This is a genomic window from Paenibacillus silvestris (assembly GCF_009882985.1).
Lineage (GTDB): Bacteria > Bacillota > Bacilli > Paenibacillales > NBRC-103111 > Paenibacillus_E > Paenibacillus_E silvestris.
In genome coordinates, this window is the sequence record NZ_WTUZ01000002.1 from 85,350 (window position 1) to 103,663 (window position 18,314).

Sequence of the window (18,314 nt, forward strand, 5' to 3'; positions counted from 1 at the left end):
TTAGTTGTTATCTATTCAAAGGGAAGATGAAGAAGCCAAGCAACTGGAACAAATAATAGTTGAGAAATTGGACAAGGAGCCTAGAGAAAGGCGTTTGAACTATCAAGAGATCGGTGCACTTCTCGATCATATTCATGCGCAAAGAGCAGGCGATGCTTATTTTGCCCCTTTCATTTCTATCCTCCAACAAAAGGCCGGTGACTATCCCGCTGAGATCATGCGCTACTTATCCACACATATTACTGAGTACCCCTACAGCGTTGGGTATTATCGCAGGCCATTTCGTACGAAGAACCCTCGTGTTCATGTGGAAAATATGGTTCGCAAGCTATTTGCCCTCTACGATCTCACTAGGACCAACTTCTCGCTTATAGAGTACCTCACGACACAAGTCAACCAAATTGATAGTTCGATGGTTTCCTATATACTTGCTTATGAACTAGATCATAACAATCGTGAAGTGTTCGATGCGCTTAAGGAGATTATATTTGGAGATAACAATACGGCCCTGCTGAATCGGGCTATGATACGTGGCATTTTCGTCAGTCATCAAGAAGAGGCCCATCAAATGCTTGGCCAGATGCTGATCGCCGCGAGACTGCAGGAGGGTTTGCGCCAAAGTATCGTTGAGTCCATGGATGAGGGCACGATTGAGGCTTTTATCTATTTCCTGAAAATTATTATCGACAATGACTTCATCCGGTATAGTTCGGTGATTCGAGCACTGGATATATGGACAGGACTTGCACTTGAAGCGGCTAATACTAGGGTCGTCAAGCAATGCATCGAGTATGCTCATACCAGCTTGAACGATGAGGATCTGTGCCAGGAGTGGTCGGAGAGTAAGGATGTCCATAAGCTGTATTTCTCCCTCTGGGCTACGGCTGTCAGAGAAGAGGGGAGTCTACATGACCTAATCCGGCACATTATGGAAAATGGGGCTACCCACCAACAAATCGCAGCTCAATACTTCTTGTCACAAAGTCAGAATGATGAGGTTCGTTTTTTCCTTTCCGTTCCCTATATAGCTCAATCCGATTTGGAGCTGCAGTCGCTTGTCATTACCAATTATGTGTATAAGTGGTCAAGCATATGGAGAGGTCATCTGGATTATGACGCTATCAAGAATAAGCCAATCGTCGAACGAGTCGCCATGTTAGAGGGGAAAGAGGAGAGGGTCAGGCAATTCGAGCTATTTAAAATCATGCTGATCCAAATGCCGAAACTTGAGGTGGCAGAAAAGTCGAGGGTTTTTGAATGGATGGGATACTCTCACTCCACGGATGCAATCGCGAATAAGATGCTTTATCTCGCGGCTTATGATCTGGATGCTGATATGATCGCTCAGATGATTAGCCTTAAAGATCGGGTCAGTCCCGACCTTCGTGGTGCTCTGATTCGCTCCTTTACGAGCGATGTAACCAACTCTGTGCAAAGACAATATTTGTTTGATTCCTTATCGGACAAGAGTGTATCCAATCGAGAAGCGGCGTTAACTAGAGTTGGCGAAATGAAGCTTACACCGCTGGATGCTGAGATGATTCATGGGCTTTTGAAATTAAAGACTGGAGCCCTTCGGCAAAGCGCAATCATAATTCTTCTTAAGCAGGAGTTGGAGCAGCTTGACCATTCCATCGAAACGCTACTCGATAGCCCAGCTGAGCTGCAGCGTCTAGGCGCATTGGAAATGCTCTGTGTGTTGAAGGAGGATGACGAGCGAGCTGACCAATTTGAGCGGGTAAAGGCTCATATTGCCTCTATCAAGGAGCCTTCGGATAAAGAGCGTACGCTGATCGATCGTTTGCTGCTGAAGGAGCAGAAGGGTCTCCATAACGGATTCGGTTTATTCGACCCCAATAGGGAGCAGGAACTCTACAAGCTACCGGACTATCCAGATGTTCGCGTAAAAGACTTTTTTGATATGCCGTTTGATAAGGTCAAAGCATTTCTACAAGGTTTATCTGATTTGGTCCATAAACATCGGGAATTTGAATATGTCGTGGAAAGGTATGCTGGCAGTAAGGAGAATAATCTGCTGGGAGCAAGGTTGTATCGCCTGAATGGGTATCAGAAGCAAGAGCATGAAAAGACACATCTGGAAGGATATCCGCTTGCAGAAGTATGGGAGCGTTACTTAGAAGATAACGCGTGTATACCTCGAGAACTTGCTCAGATCACTTTTTATTTTGCAACAGAAGGCCTTTATAAGTACTTTACAAGTAAATTGGAGAGCTGGGAGATAAGTCGCTATAAGTCATTGGAAGGGTGGGGGAAGGACTTCTTATCGGAATTGTATCCGATGGATACAATCCTTGCTTTCTATAAATTTATTGAGGACCTGCCATACCTCCAACAAGTTCGGCAAATCCTTTTTGCCTACTTCCATGATAGTGATACGGAAGAACGGTTCTCTATGTCCAGCAAAATTTTAAATAAAATCTTCACCGCTTTACTGAAAATGGAGTTAGAGGAAAACTCCCATGCGTGGTCTATCCTTTCATCACCATGGAGCTCTTGGTCAGGCAGTCTTATTTATGATGATCATTCGTTCATTGAGTATTTCGCTATGATGCTGAATCTCGATAGGCTTACTCTTTATGATAATTTTCACCCAGAGCTACACGAGTTTGTTAGAGCACATAATTTAGGACTCATTCATGATGATGAACTTTATGAAGAACTCATGACCCGAAATCGAAGAAGTCAACAGCGTATTAGAACGATCACCGAGAAAAGGGTGGATTTCGTGAATCAACATCCCTCGATCCAGCGGTTTAAGGAGAAAGTCCTCTCCGTGATCCTCGAATTGGAACTGAATCGTGGTGAATTACCAACGGATGTATCAGACCTAGCGATGGGAATCACTTATTATGAGGGAATCGAATATTTCATTGCGATTCTATCTGCCCTTGATCAGGATACGTTTGTGCGCGGATATATTTATGGCAGTCGGACTAAGAAGGAAGCACTTAGCTATCTCCTTCGCGTCTGTCATCCGAAAGAAGGCGACGATGCCCGGAAGCTGGCAGAAATGCTGAAAGGGAAGCGTATCTCGGAGAAGCGGCTGCTAGAGGCAGCGATGTACGCCCCGCAATGGATCGAGCTTGTATCCGAGCATTTGGAGTGGAATGGACTGCGAAGCGCCGCGTGGTACTTCCATGCCCATGTGAATGACAGCTTCTCGGCAGAAAAAGAAACGATAGTCGCCCACTATTCACCGATCTCGCCAGTTGAATTCAACGATGGTGCATTAGATATCCGTTGGTTCATGGAAGCTTATCAGGAATTGGGCGAGCAACGATTCGACGTGCTGTATCAATGTGCCAAGTATATTTCGGCAGGGGCCAATCACCGCAGATCACAGCTATTCGCGGATGCTGTTCTTGGCAAGTTGGACCTGAACGAAATCCGGGGTTCTGTGGAGGCTAAGCGGAATAAAGACCATTTACTATGTTACAGCTTAATTCCAATCGGCCAAGATCAAGACCGGGATGTGCTCGGCAGATATGAGTATATTCAACAATTTCTCAAAGAGAGTAAGAAATTCGGTGCGCAACGTAGTGCAAGCGAAGCAAAAGCAGCAGCTATTGCCCTCGATAATTTATCCCGCAACGCAGGGTACCAAGATGTAATTCGGCTCAAATGGGATATGGAAGCGCGCAAAATGGAAGAGATCCTTCATCTTCTCGAACCGATGGCGATTGAGGATATTGAGGTGAAGCTCGTTATCGACGATTCAGGTCGCGCTGACATGGAGGTGGTTAAGCAAGGTAAGATACTGAAATCTTTGCCGTCCAAGTACAGCAAGCACCCGTATATTGTTTCTTTAAAAGAAAGCATCGCTAGTTTAAGGGATCAATATAAACGGGCGAAGAGCGAGTTCGAGAAATGTATGGAATCGGAAAGCACTTTTACCTATACAGAGCTTATGAATTTAATGAAGAATCCTACGATTGCTCCGCTTCTTCGCACACTTGTCTTTAAAGCTGGTGACAGATTCGGGTTCTATGAAAACGGTCAATTAGTCAGTGTTGATGACGATGAAACCTATGCTTTGTCCACAGAGGATATCCTTTGCATTGCGCACCCCCTCCATCTGTACAAAAGTGCGGAATGGAGCCTGTACCAGAAGTTCCTTTTTGATAAACAAGTGAAGCAGCCTTTCAAACAAGTATTTAGAGAACTGTATTTGCCAAACAAAGATGAGCTCGACAGCGGTACTGTTTCGAAACGCTACGCTGGCCATCAGATTCAGCCGAAGCGGGCAGCTGCTCTATTGAAAACGCGTCTTTGGACTGTTAGTTATGAAGAGGGATTGCAGAAGGTCTATCATAAGGAGAATATCATTGCTCAGGTGTATGCCTTAGCGGACTGGTTCTCTCCTTCTGATATCGAGGCGCCTACGCTTGAGACTGTATCGTTTATAGATCGCAAGACATATAAGCCGCTTGAACTTAGCAGTATTCCTGGCATTATCTTCTCGGAAATTATGCGAGATGTGGATTTGGTCGTGAGTACAGCGCACGCTGGAGGTGTTGATCCTGAGGCGAGCCTAACAACGATTGAACTTCGAAAAGCAATTGTCACTGAATCTTTGAGGCTTATGAAGATTACGAATGTACGTCTAGAAGGGAACTTTGCCCGAATTGCAGGTACTCTTGGCGAATACGGAGTTCACCTTGGAAGCGGTACGGTGCAGAAGCAGGCTGCTGGTACTCTGTATATACTACCAGTGCATTCCCAGCATCGCGGCAAGTTATTCCTACCGTTTATGGATGAAGACCCCAAGACATCAGAGATCCTGTCCAAAATCGTCATTCTAGCGCAAGATACGAAAATCAAAGATCCACATATTCTAGACCAGCTTAATGGGATACAGCACGTTTAAGAAACCGCGGAGCGGGTTAAACATTACTCGCTCTTTTGTGTTGCGCAGGTTCATATACAACCATTATTTAAGCTTATTAATTATCGGTAAGGAAGTGCACATATGTCGAAACTGTTTTATTATTTTGCAGGACTGTTTTTTATAATCTCTCTTTTCACTATGAATCCAGGGAATATCAGAGCAGAAGATGCTCCTATTCGCGTGGTTCTTGATGCATATCGAGTAGAGTTTAGTGCTCCTCCTGTTATTGAAAACGAGTCTACGCTTGTTCCATTTAGGCCTATTTTTGAAAGGATGGGTCTAGAAATAACTTGGGATGCAGCTACTCGCACGATAACAGGTCACAAACCAGACATTGATATCGAATTACAAATTGACAACCCTATCGCAAAAGTGAATGGCAAATTGATCATGTTATCCGCGGCACCGAAGATAAGAGATGGTAACACTTTTGTTCCCTTGCGTTTTATTTCAGAGGCTGTTGGAGCTAAGGTAGAGTGGGATGAGGTTCAACGAACTGTAGTAATCTATAGCAAGAAAGAGTATACCAGTATGGATAATAAGTTTCGCTTTACTGCTTATGGTCTGTGGGGAAACATGGCTGGAATTGATCAAATGAAACCCGAAGTGGATGAGAGGGTTCAGGATTTCAGTACCGTTGAGGATATGGAGAACATCCAGATAGCTATGCGATATTTCAACTTCACCATGTTGTTTATCTCTACTGAGCAAAAGGTGAACGAGACGAAGGACATGAGTTTGATTCAATACTTGGACCGTGCTAAGCAAAAGGGAGCTATTACAAAAGAGGATATTATTGATGAAAAACAAATGAAATTGTTTGGATTCGACGCTTTCCAATTAACTTATGTAAATAATCGTGATTGGGACAAAAGAATTGATACTTTAATTATATTCAAATCGGGATCACAATTTTATAGCATTAGAAATTCTTCCTATGAAGTTACATATAAAAGTTCAATTCAGGATTTTCAAGGTTTACTGGGGAGCATGAGGTTTAACGATAAGGAATAAAATGTTGACGGCAACGAATTTAATATGTTTGTAAGTAAAAAAGCCTTAGAGAGTATTCTCTGAGGCTTTTTAGCCTGGCTTAAGGTTTTAACAAAAATTCGGATAACCCCGCAGTCGCTCTTTTCACATTCACACAACACCAAACCTCCACATATAAAAATAGGTGAATCACACTTACTTCATTATGAGGAGAAGCTCATGATCTTAATCGAAGGTACCAGCTATATAACCTTTGGAGAAGGAACGCTGACAGAGTTAGAACTGGCTATTTTTAAAAAGAAGCAAACCAGCCCCTATGAGTATCAGTATGACTCGATTCATGCTCTGCTCTTTGAGCTGCACATGCGAATGCAGATTATGAAATCTGCGAAAGCGCTGAGTAGAGCAGGTGTCTATTTTGCGGGGTTCGAAAGAACGCTATGCAACCCGTCCTATTGGCACTTAACGGATGAAGGCAGGTTCCAGCTGAAAAGTGGAGTGGCTCCGCAGGATGCGATAAGGGATATATTCACAAATGGCGGTTCTTACGGCTTCGAATGTTCCATGGCTGTCATCGTTGTTTTGTATCACGCATTATTACAATCGATAGATCCCGGTCAATTCGACCTATTATTTGCGGATCTCTTATTATTTGATTGGGATTCCAATAGCAAATTGAACCTCATCGACCGGACCCATACCGAGGAGGCTGTGATGGGGGATGTGCTTTATTTTGAAAATCCCGACGTTGAACAGCTGCTGCCTTGGTGGAAAGGGGAGAACGTTGTGTTGCTGGAAAACGACCTGTTTTATGGACATGGTCATGGCCTCGGTATTGCTTCTGGGGAGGAAGTCATTAATGTCCTAAATAAATATAGAATCCCTGGCAGCATGAAATCCGCATTTCTGACGGATCGTTATGTTCATCCTGATTTCTCCTGCTTCTCAGAGTATCAGCGTCCTTCAAAAGAGAGACCCATTACGGCGAGAATAGGTGATTGGATTCATGTCCGCAAAGTTGGATATCTAATAAATTAGGATGAATGAGCCCAATTTCTATAGACATATACCCTAATTGAGAAACCATGCATAGGATGACGTATTGACATATGCCTATCTCAGGAGGGACCAAGAAGATGCCAAAAGACAGCAGATCAACAGAGGATAGCTTACCTATCTATCATGTCGGAACAAGAACGGAGAAACTCCATCCCGTTCAAAAAGCGCAACCGGTTCTACCAGCTCAACCCGTGCAACCGGTGCAGCCCGTACAACCAGTTCAACAAGCACAGCCTGTGCAACCAGTTCAACCCGTGCAACCCGTGCAGCCAGCTCCGAAATGGACGGGAGATAACCTGCCTATCTATCAGCAACCTATCGTAGCACCCGTAGTTCATTCTCCAGCGCAGCCGCATCATACGCATACTCAAGCTCAGGCTCAGGCTCATTACGTTCAGCCTCATCAAGTTTATCATCCGCAGCATCATTATGCTCATCACCCGCACCATGTCTATCATCCTATGCATCATGTTCCTTACCACCCGATGCATCATTATGTTGCCTATGTTCCACATCCTTATCATGCTTATCTGCACCATCATCCGATGCACCACCAACAGCACCACCACCAACAACACCATGGTCAGCACACTCAACACACTGGGCAGCATCATAATACGGGGCAAAATCAACAACACTATACGCCTACACAATCCAATTAGTGCGGGCATGAAATACCAAATAAACCCTGAGGCGCTAAGCTTCCAGGGTTTTTTCCATTCACGAACCGCTTACTCCGACAATATTCGAGGGAAATGATAGAAAAATAGACAAATTTACTTTCTTCCACTTTGCATAAAAGCTAGGATCTGATAGTATATAAGAAATACCCGATGGATTTAGTAAGAATTAAAAGGAGGCACCTTTCCATGCAAAAACTGATGCTTGATTCCATACAAGAAATGACGCATCTGGATCAACTCGAAGCTGAAGCGATTTATATTATCCGAGAAGTAGCCGCGGAATGCGAAAACCCTGTGATGCTGTATTCGATCGGGAAGGATAGTTCCGTGATGCTGCATTTGGCGCTGAAGGCTTTCTATCCCGAGAAGCCGCCATTTCCTTTCATGCATATCGATACAACATGGAAATTCAAAGAGATGATCGAATTCCGCGACCGCAAAGCCAAAGAATTCGGAATCAAGATGATCGTTCACTCCAATCAAGAGGGAATTGATCAAGGAATTAACCCATTTGATCACGGTTCCGCGTACACAGATATTATGAAAACCCAAGCTCTGAAAGAGGGATTGGACAAGTACGGGTTTACGGCAGCATTTGGCGGCGGAAGACGTGACGAGGAGAAGTCGCGCGCGAAGGAGCGGATTTTCTCATTCCGGAATAAGAATCATGCCTGGGATCCGAAGAACCAACGGCCGGAAATGTGGAAGCTTTTTAACACAAGAATTAATAAAGGCGAAAGCATTCGTGTCTTCCCAATATCCAACTGGACGGAAAAAGATATTTGGCAATACATTCGCAGAGAAAACATTGATATTGTGCCTCTCTATTTTGCACAGGAAAGACCCGTTCTTGAACGCGATGGCCATCTCATCATGGTCGATGATGATCGCTTGAAACTCGAACCTCATGAGAAAATTGAAATGAAGAAGATGCGATTCCGCACACTAGGCTGCTATCCTCTTACTGGCGGAGCCGAGTCGGAAGCGGATACGCTGGATGCCATCATCGAGGAAACGCTTGGCGCTGTTTCATCCGAACGAACCACTAGGGTTATTGACCAAGAAGCGGCTGGAAGTATGGAACGACGCAAACGGGAGGGTTATTTCTAAAATGAAAAGTCTGCTTAAATTTATTACATGCGGAAGTGTAGACGACGGAAAATCCACCTTAATTGGACATATGTTATATGAAGCCAAGCTTCTATTCGCTGACCAGGAGAGAGCTCTAGAGCTAGACAGCAGACTTGGCAGTCGCGGCGGCAAAATTGACTATTCCTTGCTGCTTGATGGGTTGCTGGCTGAGCGTGAACAAGGAATAACGATTGATGTGGCCTATCGGTATTTTACGACGGATCACCGTTCATTCATTGTAGCGGACACGCCGGGGCACGAAGAGTATACACGTAATATGGCAGTAGGCGCATCCTTTGCGGATCTTGCGGTGATTCTTGTGGACGCTACCAAAGGAATCATTACCCAAACGAAGCGCCATACCCGAATTTGCGCACTTATGGGCATTAAACATCTAGTCTTAGCTGTGAACAAAATGGATTTAGTTCATTTTGAACAAAAGATTTTTGAAGAGATTAAAGATGCGTTCTTCCAAACAGCTGGTGAATTTCATTTCCAAAGCATAGAGGTTATTCCTGTTTCTGCGACAGAAGGGGATAACATTACGAAACGATCAGAACATACCCCTTGGTATGAGGGCCTTCCTTTATTATCTTACTTAGAAAATGTGGATGTTCTTGAAACGAATGACGCGAAAGCGTTCATGATGCCAATTCAGCGTGTATGCCGACCGGACCATACGTTCCGCGGTTTCCAGGGCCAGATTGAGGCTGGACGTATCGCAGTCGATGATGAGTTGACCATTCTGCCAAGTCGTGAGAAAGCGAAAGTCAAACGCATCTTAGTGACAGATCAAGATAGAGAATCGGCCTATGCTGGACAACCCGTAACCATACAATTGGATCGGGAAGTCGACGTTTCACGCGGCTGTGTATTCACGAAAGATGATCAAATTAAAGAAGCTGATCGCTTTACCGCGACCATTCTTTGGATGGATGATTCCGTACTGACCCCTGGTAAGAATTATTTGGTCAAAGTAGGAACGAAAGTCCTGCCTGGTACCGTGACGGCAATTACGCATAAGATCGATATTAATACAGGAAATACCGTTCCAGCCGATCAAATTGTCAAAAATGAAGTGGCGAAATGCGAGTTTTCTTTATCGGACGACATCGTTTTTGATTCTTTTGAACAGTATAAAAGCATTGGTGGATTCATTCTGATCGATCGTGTCACGAACATGACCTCCGCTTGCGGAGTGATTGACCAAGCTCTGCAAAGCTCCGACAGCGTTGTACGTTTAGATGCGGAAGTCACTAGAAACGTACGTGCTGAGCAAAAAGGACAAAGTCCGTTAACCCTTTGGTTGACTGGTTCAGTTGCGGATAATTTAGCTGTAGCGAAGGATGTCGAGAAACGTTTGGTATCGACAGGCTACCATACAATGTTGCTCGAGAATAGCCAAGGCGAATCGTCGCGGCGTATAGTCGAGGTTGCCAAATTGATGAACGATGCGGGACTTATTGCCGTGGTATCGAATGATTCCACTGGCGATAATGATCGAGAAGCTGCGCGAGACATCATTGGTAAAGAGTTTATGGAAGTTGAGATCGATACAAGCAAGCATTCGATTGAAGTGGTTGCGAGTGATGTTGTGAAGCAGGTTATGCGGTATTTGATTCATTAGAAGTAAACATTAAAATCGAAAAAGTATCCCTACATCTCTGATGTAGAGATACTTTTTTTGTTTTCGCGGCTTGGGGTTTGTTTGTTGCGATAAGCACCGCGTAATTTCGAAATTATTGTCATTTTTTATTGTCGATTATTGGGTAATGAATTATTAATTTTTTACAAAGTTAGAGGATAATTGGTGGATGTAACGAACTCATTAGCAATTGACATAGCAATCAAGTCTGCTTATTCAGGGAGGAAACGCACAAAATTTAATCTTGAAGGGAGATGCAGTCTCGCAATTATAAGATAAGCTGGATAATTTGTAGTAAATAATTTATAAAAATAACTTTAGAACAATGTTGTCGGAGTTCAAAGTAGGAGGATCATTTTTCATGCATTCTAGAACGTACAAGAGGTTATTAAATAAAAGAATATCTATAGTCCTATTGGCTATCTTGTTGGTTCTTTCATCTGCTTTACTCCCTGAGATAAAAAGTAAAGCTTACGCCGAAGCATCTCCGTCAAGCACTACGCTGCAGAAACCGATCCGGGAATGGATAATGGATGAAGCGAAAGGATATATCTATGCTGTCTCTAGTGAGGCTAACAGTTTACTTTTTATTCGAATGAGTGATCTTCAGATAGAGAAGCAAGTCACGCTTACTGCACCTTCAGATTTAGTACAATCTGGCGGAAAGCTTTATGTTGCTTTGTCAGGAACAACGGCCATTGCTATTGTAGATATTGCGCGAAAGGAAGTAACTGGCTCGATAACAACGTCCATAAAGCCTTACGATCTGGCTATCGACGGTGATAAGCTGTTTTATGCAGAGCTCCACAGTTGGTCTAGTGTAGCGGCATACAATTTAACAACGCAAACAGAGACAGTGCTGAATGGGGCGATTAACGGTGAATTTAGTGATCCTGATCTAGCCATTGATACAGCAAACCATATTTTATTTGTTGGTGAGTCGGGATCGAGTGGTTCCAATCTTTATTCATACAGCAGTTCTACTTTGCAACCACTTTCAAGAACTACGTATGACAAAAACTACGGATTTGGTTATCCTGACAGAAAAGTAATTGTTGATGGCAATCAGGTTTTTTATGCGGGCTACCGATTTAAGAATACTGATTTAGCCTCTATTCAAGGTACTTATCAAGATGACGCGATGTATGTTAAAGGCAACGCGGTGTTTACCAGCCATGCTTTTAATTCCGGAAATGCCGCACCAGACCATAGCTACGTGTATGATCGAGAAGGATTTACTCAAATTGCAGAACTTCCTGTGGCATCACGAAAAATTTTAATGGATAGTAAGAATCATATTTACTCGTATACGGGATCTGATGCGTGGAGCTCTAACATTCCAAATGTTATACAGATCATTAATGTGAATCTGGTGCCCTCCACTCCTCCTATATCATGGCAAACTGTCGGTCAAAAGCTGACTCTGGATAAATCGGTGACCGATCTCGTATACAGCAATGATGGTGAGAGCCTGTTTGCCATTTCCTCAGCTAGCAATCAGTTGATGAGAATTCGAGCAAGTGATATGACCGTTCAAGAAACCAGAACCATAGGATCTAACCCTAATTCGATATTTATTGATCATGACGAGCTATATATTAGTAATGCATCAGCCACACAAATACTAAGAGTAGATACACTTGGGGGAACAAGTGTCAACGGAACTGTCTTTTCATGGGATGTCGGCAGCTTTGTCAGCCAAGTTGTATATGGCAATCAAAAGCTGATCTACACGGCATCAAATATGAGTGTTTTTGGTTATCCGGGGATTCAAGTCCTTGATACTGCAACTGGAACTAAGGCTAATTACGCTGAAAACCTTAATCAAGGTCGTATGGTCCTTAGTCTAGATGACAATGCCTTATACTTCGGAGAAAAGCCGAAGTATTCCACAAGTACGGCTTTTAAGTTTAATCTAACTAATTTTTCACAGCAAGCCGTTTCCCAAGTATACAGCAACGCAGTAGGCGAGATCACAATGAGCGGAAATGATCTATACTATGCGAGTAATCTTTTGAATAAAAATACACTTGTTCAGATTCCGGCATGGAAGAGTTATTTCGGAGCTGCAATTATTGCGGCTAAAGGAGCTAATGTTTTTGCACAGGACACCGTTTGGGATCGGGATTCGTATACCATGCAATACCATCTGCCATTCATCGCGAAAAATGTGCTGACACTGCCAAGCGGTCAAATTGTTATGCTTTCTGAAGATGGGAAAACCATACAGAAGTTCAATTCTATGCAGGCACTTCACGATAGCGCACCAGAATTTAATCCACCAGCGCTTCAAGTGTACGATGTTTATTTTAATGATAACGACGCTACAGCTGGGGAGATAAGCGGAAACATTAGTTGGTACACCCCTTTGAGCACCTTAGTAACCAGTTATACCGTTTATTTCTTAGATCAAAATAAGAATAAAATCGGTAATAAGGTGGCTGAAATTCCCTATACGGTAAGCAATTATTACAACAACAGCCTTCCTGAAACGAGTATACCTTCGGGAGCAATGTATTTAGGCGTTTATGCAAAGAATGCGATAGGAGAAAGCTCTTCCGCCGCTACTAGTGCATTCTGGGATTATGTTTCCCCTCCAACTGGAGGTGGAGGTGGAGGTTCCTATTACGAGTATACATTCGAAGATCAAGAACCTACACGGGGAAGAATCCATCCATTGGTAAAATGGATAACAGCAATTGAAACTTACTATACTGGCTACCAGTTAAGTTTTACTGACGCTTCAGGAAAGATGCTTGGTAATCCCTATAGCGTTCCCAAGCATGAAACGCCTAGTTTAACTTATCAAGTTGATATTGCTGAAAATGTAGTGCCGGTTGGAGCCATTTATATCGATCTGCGACCAAAGGAATTGTCCGGGGCTATAAGTAAAGAGTTGTACCGTATGCAAATTTTCGACAATACTACGAGCAGCCCTATTATTGTAGGAACGAATTCGACGATCCCAGCTCCCAACCTTGGGATCATTAGTTACCTAGACAACGACAATGATCTGTCTCGTGGAAATTTTGGGGGCTCAATTAGTTGGTCTGATTTTTCTTCAGATGGAGTTGCAACAAGCTATGATCTCTATTTTGTCGATAGAAATAATGCAAAACTTCAATCCATTGCTGAAGTTACTAAAAACAAGCTTATTCGTCCAGGCCAATGGTCTGATAATCCGACTTATGAAATCACTTTTTCTAAAGGCACTACGATTCCGGCTGGTACCGAGAGGATCGGAGTTTTCGGCAAAAATAATCAAGGTGAAGGGACAAATGGATATTATTTTGGATTTTGGGATAGCATTGACTACGATCCTGGTAGTTATTATTTTGAAGACCAGGATACTCATATTAAGAATGTTAAAGGAGTATTACATTGGGTTCCTAAGGTTGATGAGTCGAGCATAAAAGAATATGTTGTTAGATTCATAGATTCAAGAATGGAGGCAATCGGCAGCCCGTTTGCGCAAATCAGTAAAGGGCAGCAGCAATATAATGTATCCATTCAAGATACACAAATTCCAGCAGATGCGCTGAGCCTGAGACTGTCGGCAGTCAATTCAGCAAATGATGAAATAATATTGGCAACTTATAATTTGGTGAATAACATAGCAGATGAGCCTGTTTCTACTTTGCCCACAGATAATCAACTTCCTGTCGAGTCAATATACCAGTTGGATAGTGATGGAGACGTAGGGGAAGTAGGAGGCCTCTTAAACTTCTCTGCAAATAGTAGCCTCAATACGTTGCATTACGAGGTTTACTTCGTCAATGATCAACTGAAAATGCTTAAACCTATTGTGAGTGTGCCAGTAAATTCAAATAGATACTATCAGACCAATATTCCAATGAATACACAGATTCCGTTAGGTGCGACTAAGATAGCCGTTTATGCGGTTTCTGCGACTGGGATTAGCCCTGCTAGAACGACTAGCTTATATGATTGGCATTATGGACGTTCGTTGACACCCAATCAAATTCAAATTACTAATAATAAGTCCGGCACCGCCGATACGATTACGGTCTCGAGTTTAAGTCCTGGTGATATCGTTCGAGTGTACCGCAATTCAAACTCTGCTAATTCATTCTTAAGGCAAGTAATTGCTGGTAATGAGACTTCAGTTAACTTTAGCATTCCGCAGTTGGGAACAGAGGCTGGAAGTCTTTACTTCTCAGTACAACAAGCCGTCAATATACCAAGCTTGAAGATTGAAAAAACGTATAATGCCGAGCCTGTACCTAGTGGTGGAGGAGGAGGAGGTGGAGGAGGCAGTGGTGGCAGCAAAAGCCTTCCAAAGCCTGATGCTAACGGTAAGATGACGTATGATGTTCAGCCAGCTCATATAGATATGCTGATTGATCTTTCTAATTCTGCGAAGTCACAGCTTGTTTTGGATGCGACAACTGACCAACACATTGACATCACGACAGTTAGTTTCGATGCTGACATTGTTAAAATAGCTGCCGACAAAGGTAAGCCAATTGTTGTCAAGACAAACGATGTTCAACTGACCTTCCCTGTGAATGCTTTGGTTGTTAAGGACATGAGTAACATCATGGAACTTAAGATTTGGAGTGGGGAGTTCTCGGCGTTGAGTAACTTCCATACAGTCTCTCCACTGGTAGAGTTCACATTAACAGAGCAGGATAAAGCTATCACTGATTTTAATAGTCCAGTTGAAGTTGTATTCCACTATGATCCGTCCAAAGTAAAAGATACTAGCAAATTAGGTGTTTATTGGTTAGATAAGGCGACTAATACTTGGACTTACGTTGGTGGTACAGTGAATGGGGATGGTACGATCACCGCATCGCTGCCACACTTCTCCAAGTACGCAGTTCTTGAGAAAAATGCACAATCATTGACCACTTTTGCTGATATTCAAGGTCATTGGGCGCAAGCGGATATTGAGCAGCTGGTCAGCAAGCAAATCGTTGACGGCATGGATGCGAACTCGTTCCAACCGAACAGCAACATGACTCGTGCACAGTTTGTTACGATTCTTAAAAAAGCAATGAATCTGCCGGTTCAAACAGCTACTAAATCGTTTGCAGACGTTGCTGATGATTCGTGGTATAGGGATGCTGTATTTGCTGCTTATGCTGCGAATATTACAGGTGGCACAAGCGATAGCACATTTGCTCCAGAAGATAATGTTACGCGTGAACAGTTGGCTGTCATGATAGTGGGCGCGTACCTGAACGCTACGGGTAAGCAACTGAGTGATCTCGCTGCAGCTGAATCGCTCAACTACGCTGATGCAAGTAGCATCAGCGATTGGGCTAAGCAATACGTTGCAGTTGCTACATCTCTCGGATTGCTGAACGGTATGGATGTCACTCATTTCGCACCGTCTCAAAATAGCACACGGGCACAGGTCGCTACTGTTGTAGTGCGTATGCTGAAACAAATTAGCGGCGTGAAATAAGTTTTATTGCAAATAAACTCTACATCAATGATGTAGAGTTATTTGCGTATTTCCATTCCAGCTCAAGGACATATACTTGGGTAAAATGGAAAAATTACGCAACGTCGTAATACTTTCACCATGTTCGTTATTTGGAGAATAAGCGAAGATAGAACCTGTAAGGCTTACACTGTTTCTTATCCGGGCGGTCGTAACGAGGCGAGGATATCGAGATATCCCGCAGTGCCGTGCATCGTATGTTACGGTATCCTGTACGATTGTTTCGGTGAGAAACCACCATTTGGGGTTCGATTCCCCAATCGCATAATGAGCGATTTTGGTAAAATACTCGACTTCCCATCGAGCGATGAAATCTCTAGTAGACCTGTTAGTGGGAATCCTCAGTCTGGATTTAATTAGGCACTGAGAAAGCAGCTTTGCGGCCTGTGGATGCCGATTCGAAAACAAAGTACTTGGCCACGTTATGGCAAGGTGAGTGAGTGCGGGATGAAAGGGAGAACGCATCGCCATCAGAAAGTTTCGTACGCAGGTACCGATTTTCCAATCTTAAGCGGGCTCCGCTTCTTAATCAGGAGGCTTCCCTAATAAAGGTCACAACACCCCACAAAGTTTCAATGAAATGAGGATATATATATGTTAAAGAAAATTATTGTTAAAGCTGATGAAAGAGGATTACTGTTCAAGAGAGGCAGTTATGTGAAGCACTTGCAACCAGGTGTTTATCGACTTGCACCATTTTCAGATGATGAAATTGTGTTGATGAATGTCACCAAACCATTCGTCGTGCAAGGGAAGGATCTAAATTTATTTCTTCAGGACGAACGGTTGCTTGAGGAGATTACTGTTATTAATGTTCAGGATCATGAGTACGTTCTTCATTATGAGGATGGAAAGTTCGTATCGCTTATGACAGCCGGTAAATACGCTTTCTGGAATGTGATGAAACAGCATGACTTCACGCGAGTCGATATTCGCCAACCAGAGGTTGGTGTAGAAATAGATAGAGCTATATTTGCGAAAGTTGCAGGTTATCTTTATGTTTCGGAAGTGGCCAGCCACGAGACAGGGGTGCTTTTTTATAACAACGTCATGCAGAAGGAACTTGCCCCAGGAAAATACTACTTCTGGAAGGGGCCGGTGATCGCAACGATAAAAACCGTGGATTTACGGCAGCAACAGCTGGATATGACCGGTCAGGAAATGATGACGGAGGATAAGGTAACGCTGCGCTTAAATTTCGTCTGTCAGTACAAGATTATCAATCCGCTGCGTGCACTGGAAATCAAAGCTTTTGAAGATCAGGTGTATATTCTATTGCAGCTTATTCTGCGTGAATACGTCGGGACGTTGAAGCTTGATGACTTGTTGCGGATGAAGCAAGAAATTGCGACATTTGTACTGTCGCGTCTGAACGAAAAAAGTGAGGATTACGGGGTCAAATTCTTTGCTGCCGGTGTAAAGGATATTATTCTACCTGGAGATATTAAAGAGATACTTAATACAGTGCTGTTAGCAGAGAAGAAAGCTCAAGCAAATCTGATAACCCGTCGTGAGGAAACCGCTTCTACTCGAAGTCTGCTTAACACAGCTAAGTTGATGGACGAGAATCAGACCCTATTTCGCTTGAAGGAGCTTGAATTTCTTGAGAAAATTTGTGAGAAAATCGGGACGATTTCGCTCACTGGCAGAGACAACCTGCTGGAACAGCTGAATTCTCTTCTTGGAGGAGCTAAATAATAACGTAACGCGGCTAATCGGCAGGTTCGAATAGAGAATCCCTACGTCATTGTGATGTAGGGATTTTTTCATTAAATAAACCAAACCATTATTATCCATATTTTAATCATCAAGACAACCCCCAACCAAATACATATAAGGGCATAGCATTATTTGGAGCTGAAACGCCTTGGCTTTGTTCGGGGAGGTGGAGTGGGAGAAAGCAAACATTCCAAAGGGGGGCAGAGTCTTTACATGATTAAATAATTACATATAAATGCGAATGAGATTGCAAATAGGGAAGCCTTTTTATCGATCCAAGTTGGTGAATATGAAGGAGGTTTACACATGGAATGGTATTCGAAGGTGCTGAAGAATTACGTAGGATTTTCAGGCAGGGCGCAGCGTAAGGAGTACTGGATGTTTGTGCTTTTCAATCTGATCATCTCCATCATCCTTGCCATATTGGAATCCCTGCTCGGGATTACAAATGTTTTAACCGGCCTCTACTCTTTAGCCGTCTTATTGCCATCCTTGGCCGTTGCATTCCGGAGACTCCATGATACGGGGAGAAGTGCTTGGTGGATACTGATTGGTTTAATTCCACTTATCGGTGCGATTATTCTTATTGTATTTTACTGCCAAGATAGTGATCCTAATGAAAATCAGCATGGGCCTAATCCTAAGCAATAAGTAGGAATAGCGCAAAAGCTAACCCCCATCCTAAGTAGGTGGGGGCTTTTT

The 18,314-nt window shown here is 43.2% G+C and carries 9 protein-coding genes; all 9 read left to right on the forward strand.

Annotated elements, in window-relative coordinates; all coding sequences use genetic code 11:
• Positions 1-4: 4 nt before the first annotated feature.
• The gene (locus GQF01_RS00810; protein WP_161404842.1) at positions 5-4,888 is read left to right on the forward strand and encodes a DUF4132 domain-containing protein; all 4,884 of its coding nucleotides are present in this window, start codon (positions 5-7) and stop codon (positions 4,886-4,888) included.
• Between the two features lie 102 nt (positions 4,889-4,990).
• A complete protein-coding gene (locus tag GQF01_RS00815) occupies positions 4,991-5,923 on the forward strand; it encodes a copper amine oxidase N-terminal domain-containing protein (RefSeq protein WP_161404844.1) in 933 nt (310 codons plus the stop codon).
• 198 nt (positions 5,924-6,121) lie between these two features.
• A complete protein-coding gene (locus tag GQF01_RS00820) occupies positions 6,122-6,940 on the forward strand; it encodes a protein-glutamine gamma-glutamyltransferase (protein ID WP_161404846.1) in 819 nt (272 codons plus the stop codon).
• Between the two features lie 98 nt (positions 6,941-7,038).
• Positions 7,039-7,623 (forward strand): hypothetical protein, encoded by a 585-nt coding sequence (locus tag GQF01_RS35815; protein WP_202555946.1) that lies wholly within the window; start codon positions 7,039-7,041, stop codon positions 7,621-7,623.
• A 207-nt stretch (positions 7,624-7,830) separates the two neighbouring features.
• A complete protein-coding gene (gene cysD, locus GQF01_RS00825; protein WP_161404848.1) occupies positions 7,831-8,754 on the forward strand; it encodes a sulfate adenylyltransferase subunit CysD in 924 nt (307 codons plus the stop codon).
• Position 8,755: 1 nt separating this feature from the next.
• Positions 8,756-10,402, forward strand: a complete 1,647-nt coding sequence (locus GQF01_RS00830; protein WP_161404850.1) for a GTP-binding protein — start codon at positions 8,756-8,758, stop codon at positions 10,400-10,402.
• 379 nt (positions 10,403-10,781) lie between these two features.
• The gene (locus tag GQF01_RS00835) at positions 10,782-15,854 is read left to right on the forward strand and encodes an S-layer homology domain-containing protein (protein ID WP_161404852.1); all 5,073 of its coding nucleotides are present in this window, start codon (positions 10,782-10,784) and stop codon (positions 15,852-15,854) included.
• Positions 15,855-16,487: 633 nt separating this feature from the next.
• A complete protein-coding gene (locus GQF01_RS00840) occupies positions 16,488-17,591 on the forward strand; it encodes a slipin family protein (RefSeq protein WP_161404854.1) in 1,104 nt (367 codons plus the stop codon).
• A gap of 327 nt (positions 17,592-17,918) precedes the next feature.
• Positions 17,919-18,263, forward strand: coding sequence for a DUF805 domain-containing protein (locus tag GQF01_RS00845; protein WP_161404856.1), 345 nt, complete (start codon positions 17,919-17,921; stop codon positions 18,261-18,263).
• The last annotated feature ends 51 nt before the right edge of the window (positions 18,264-18,314 follow it).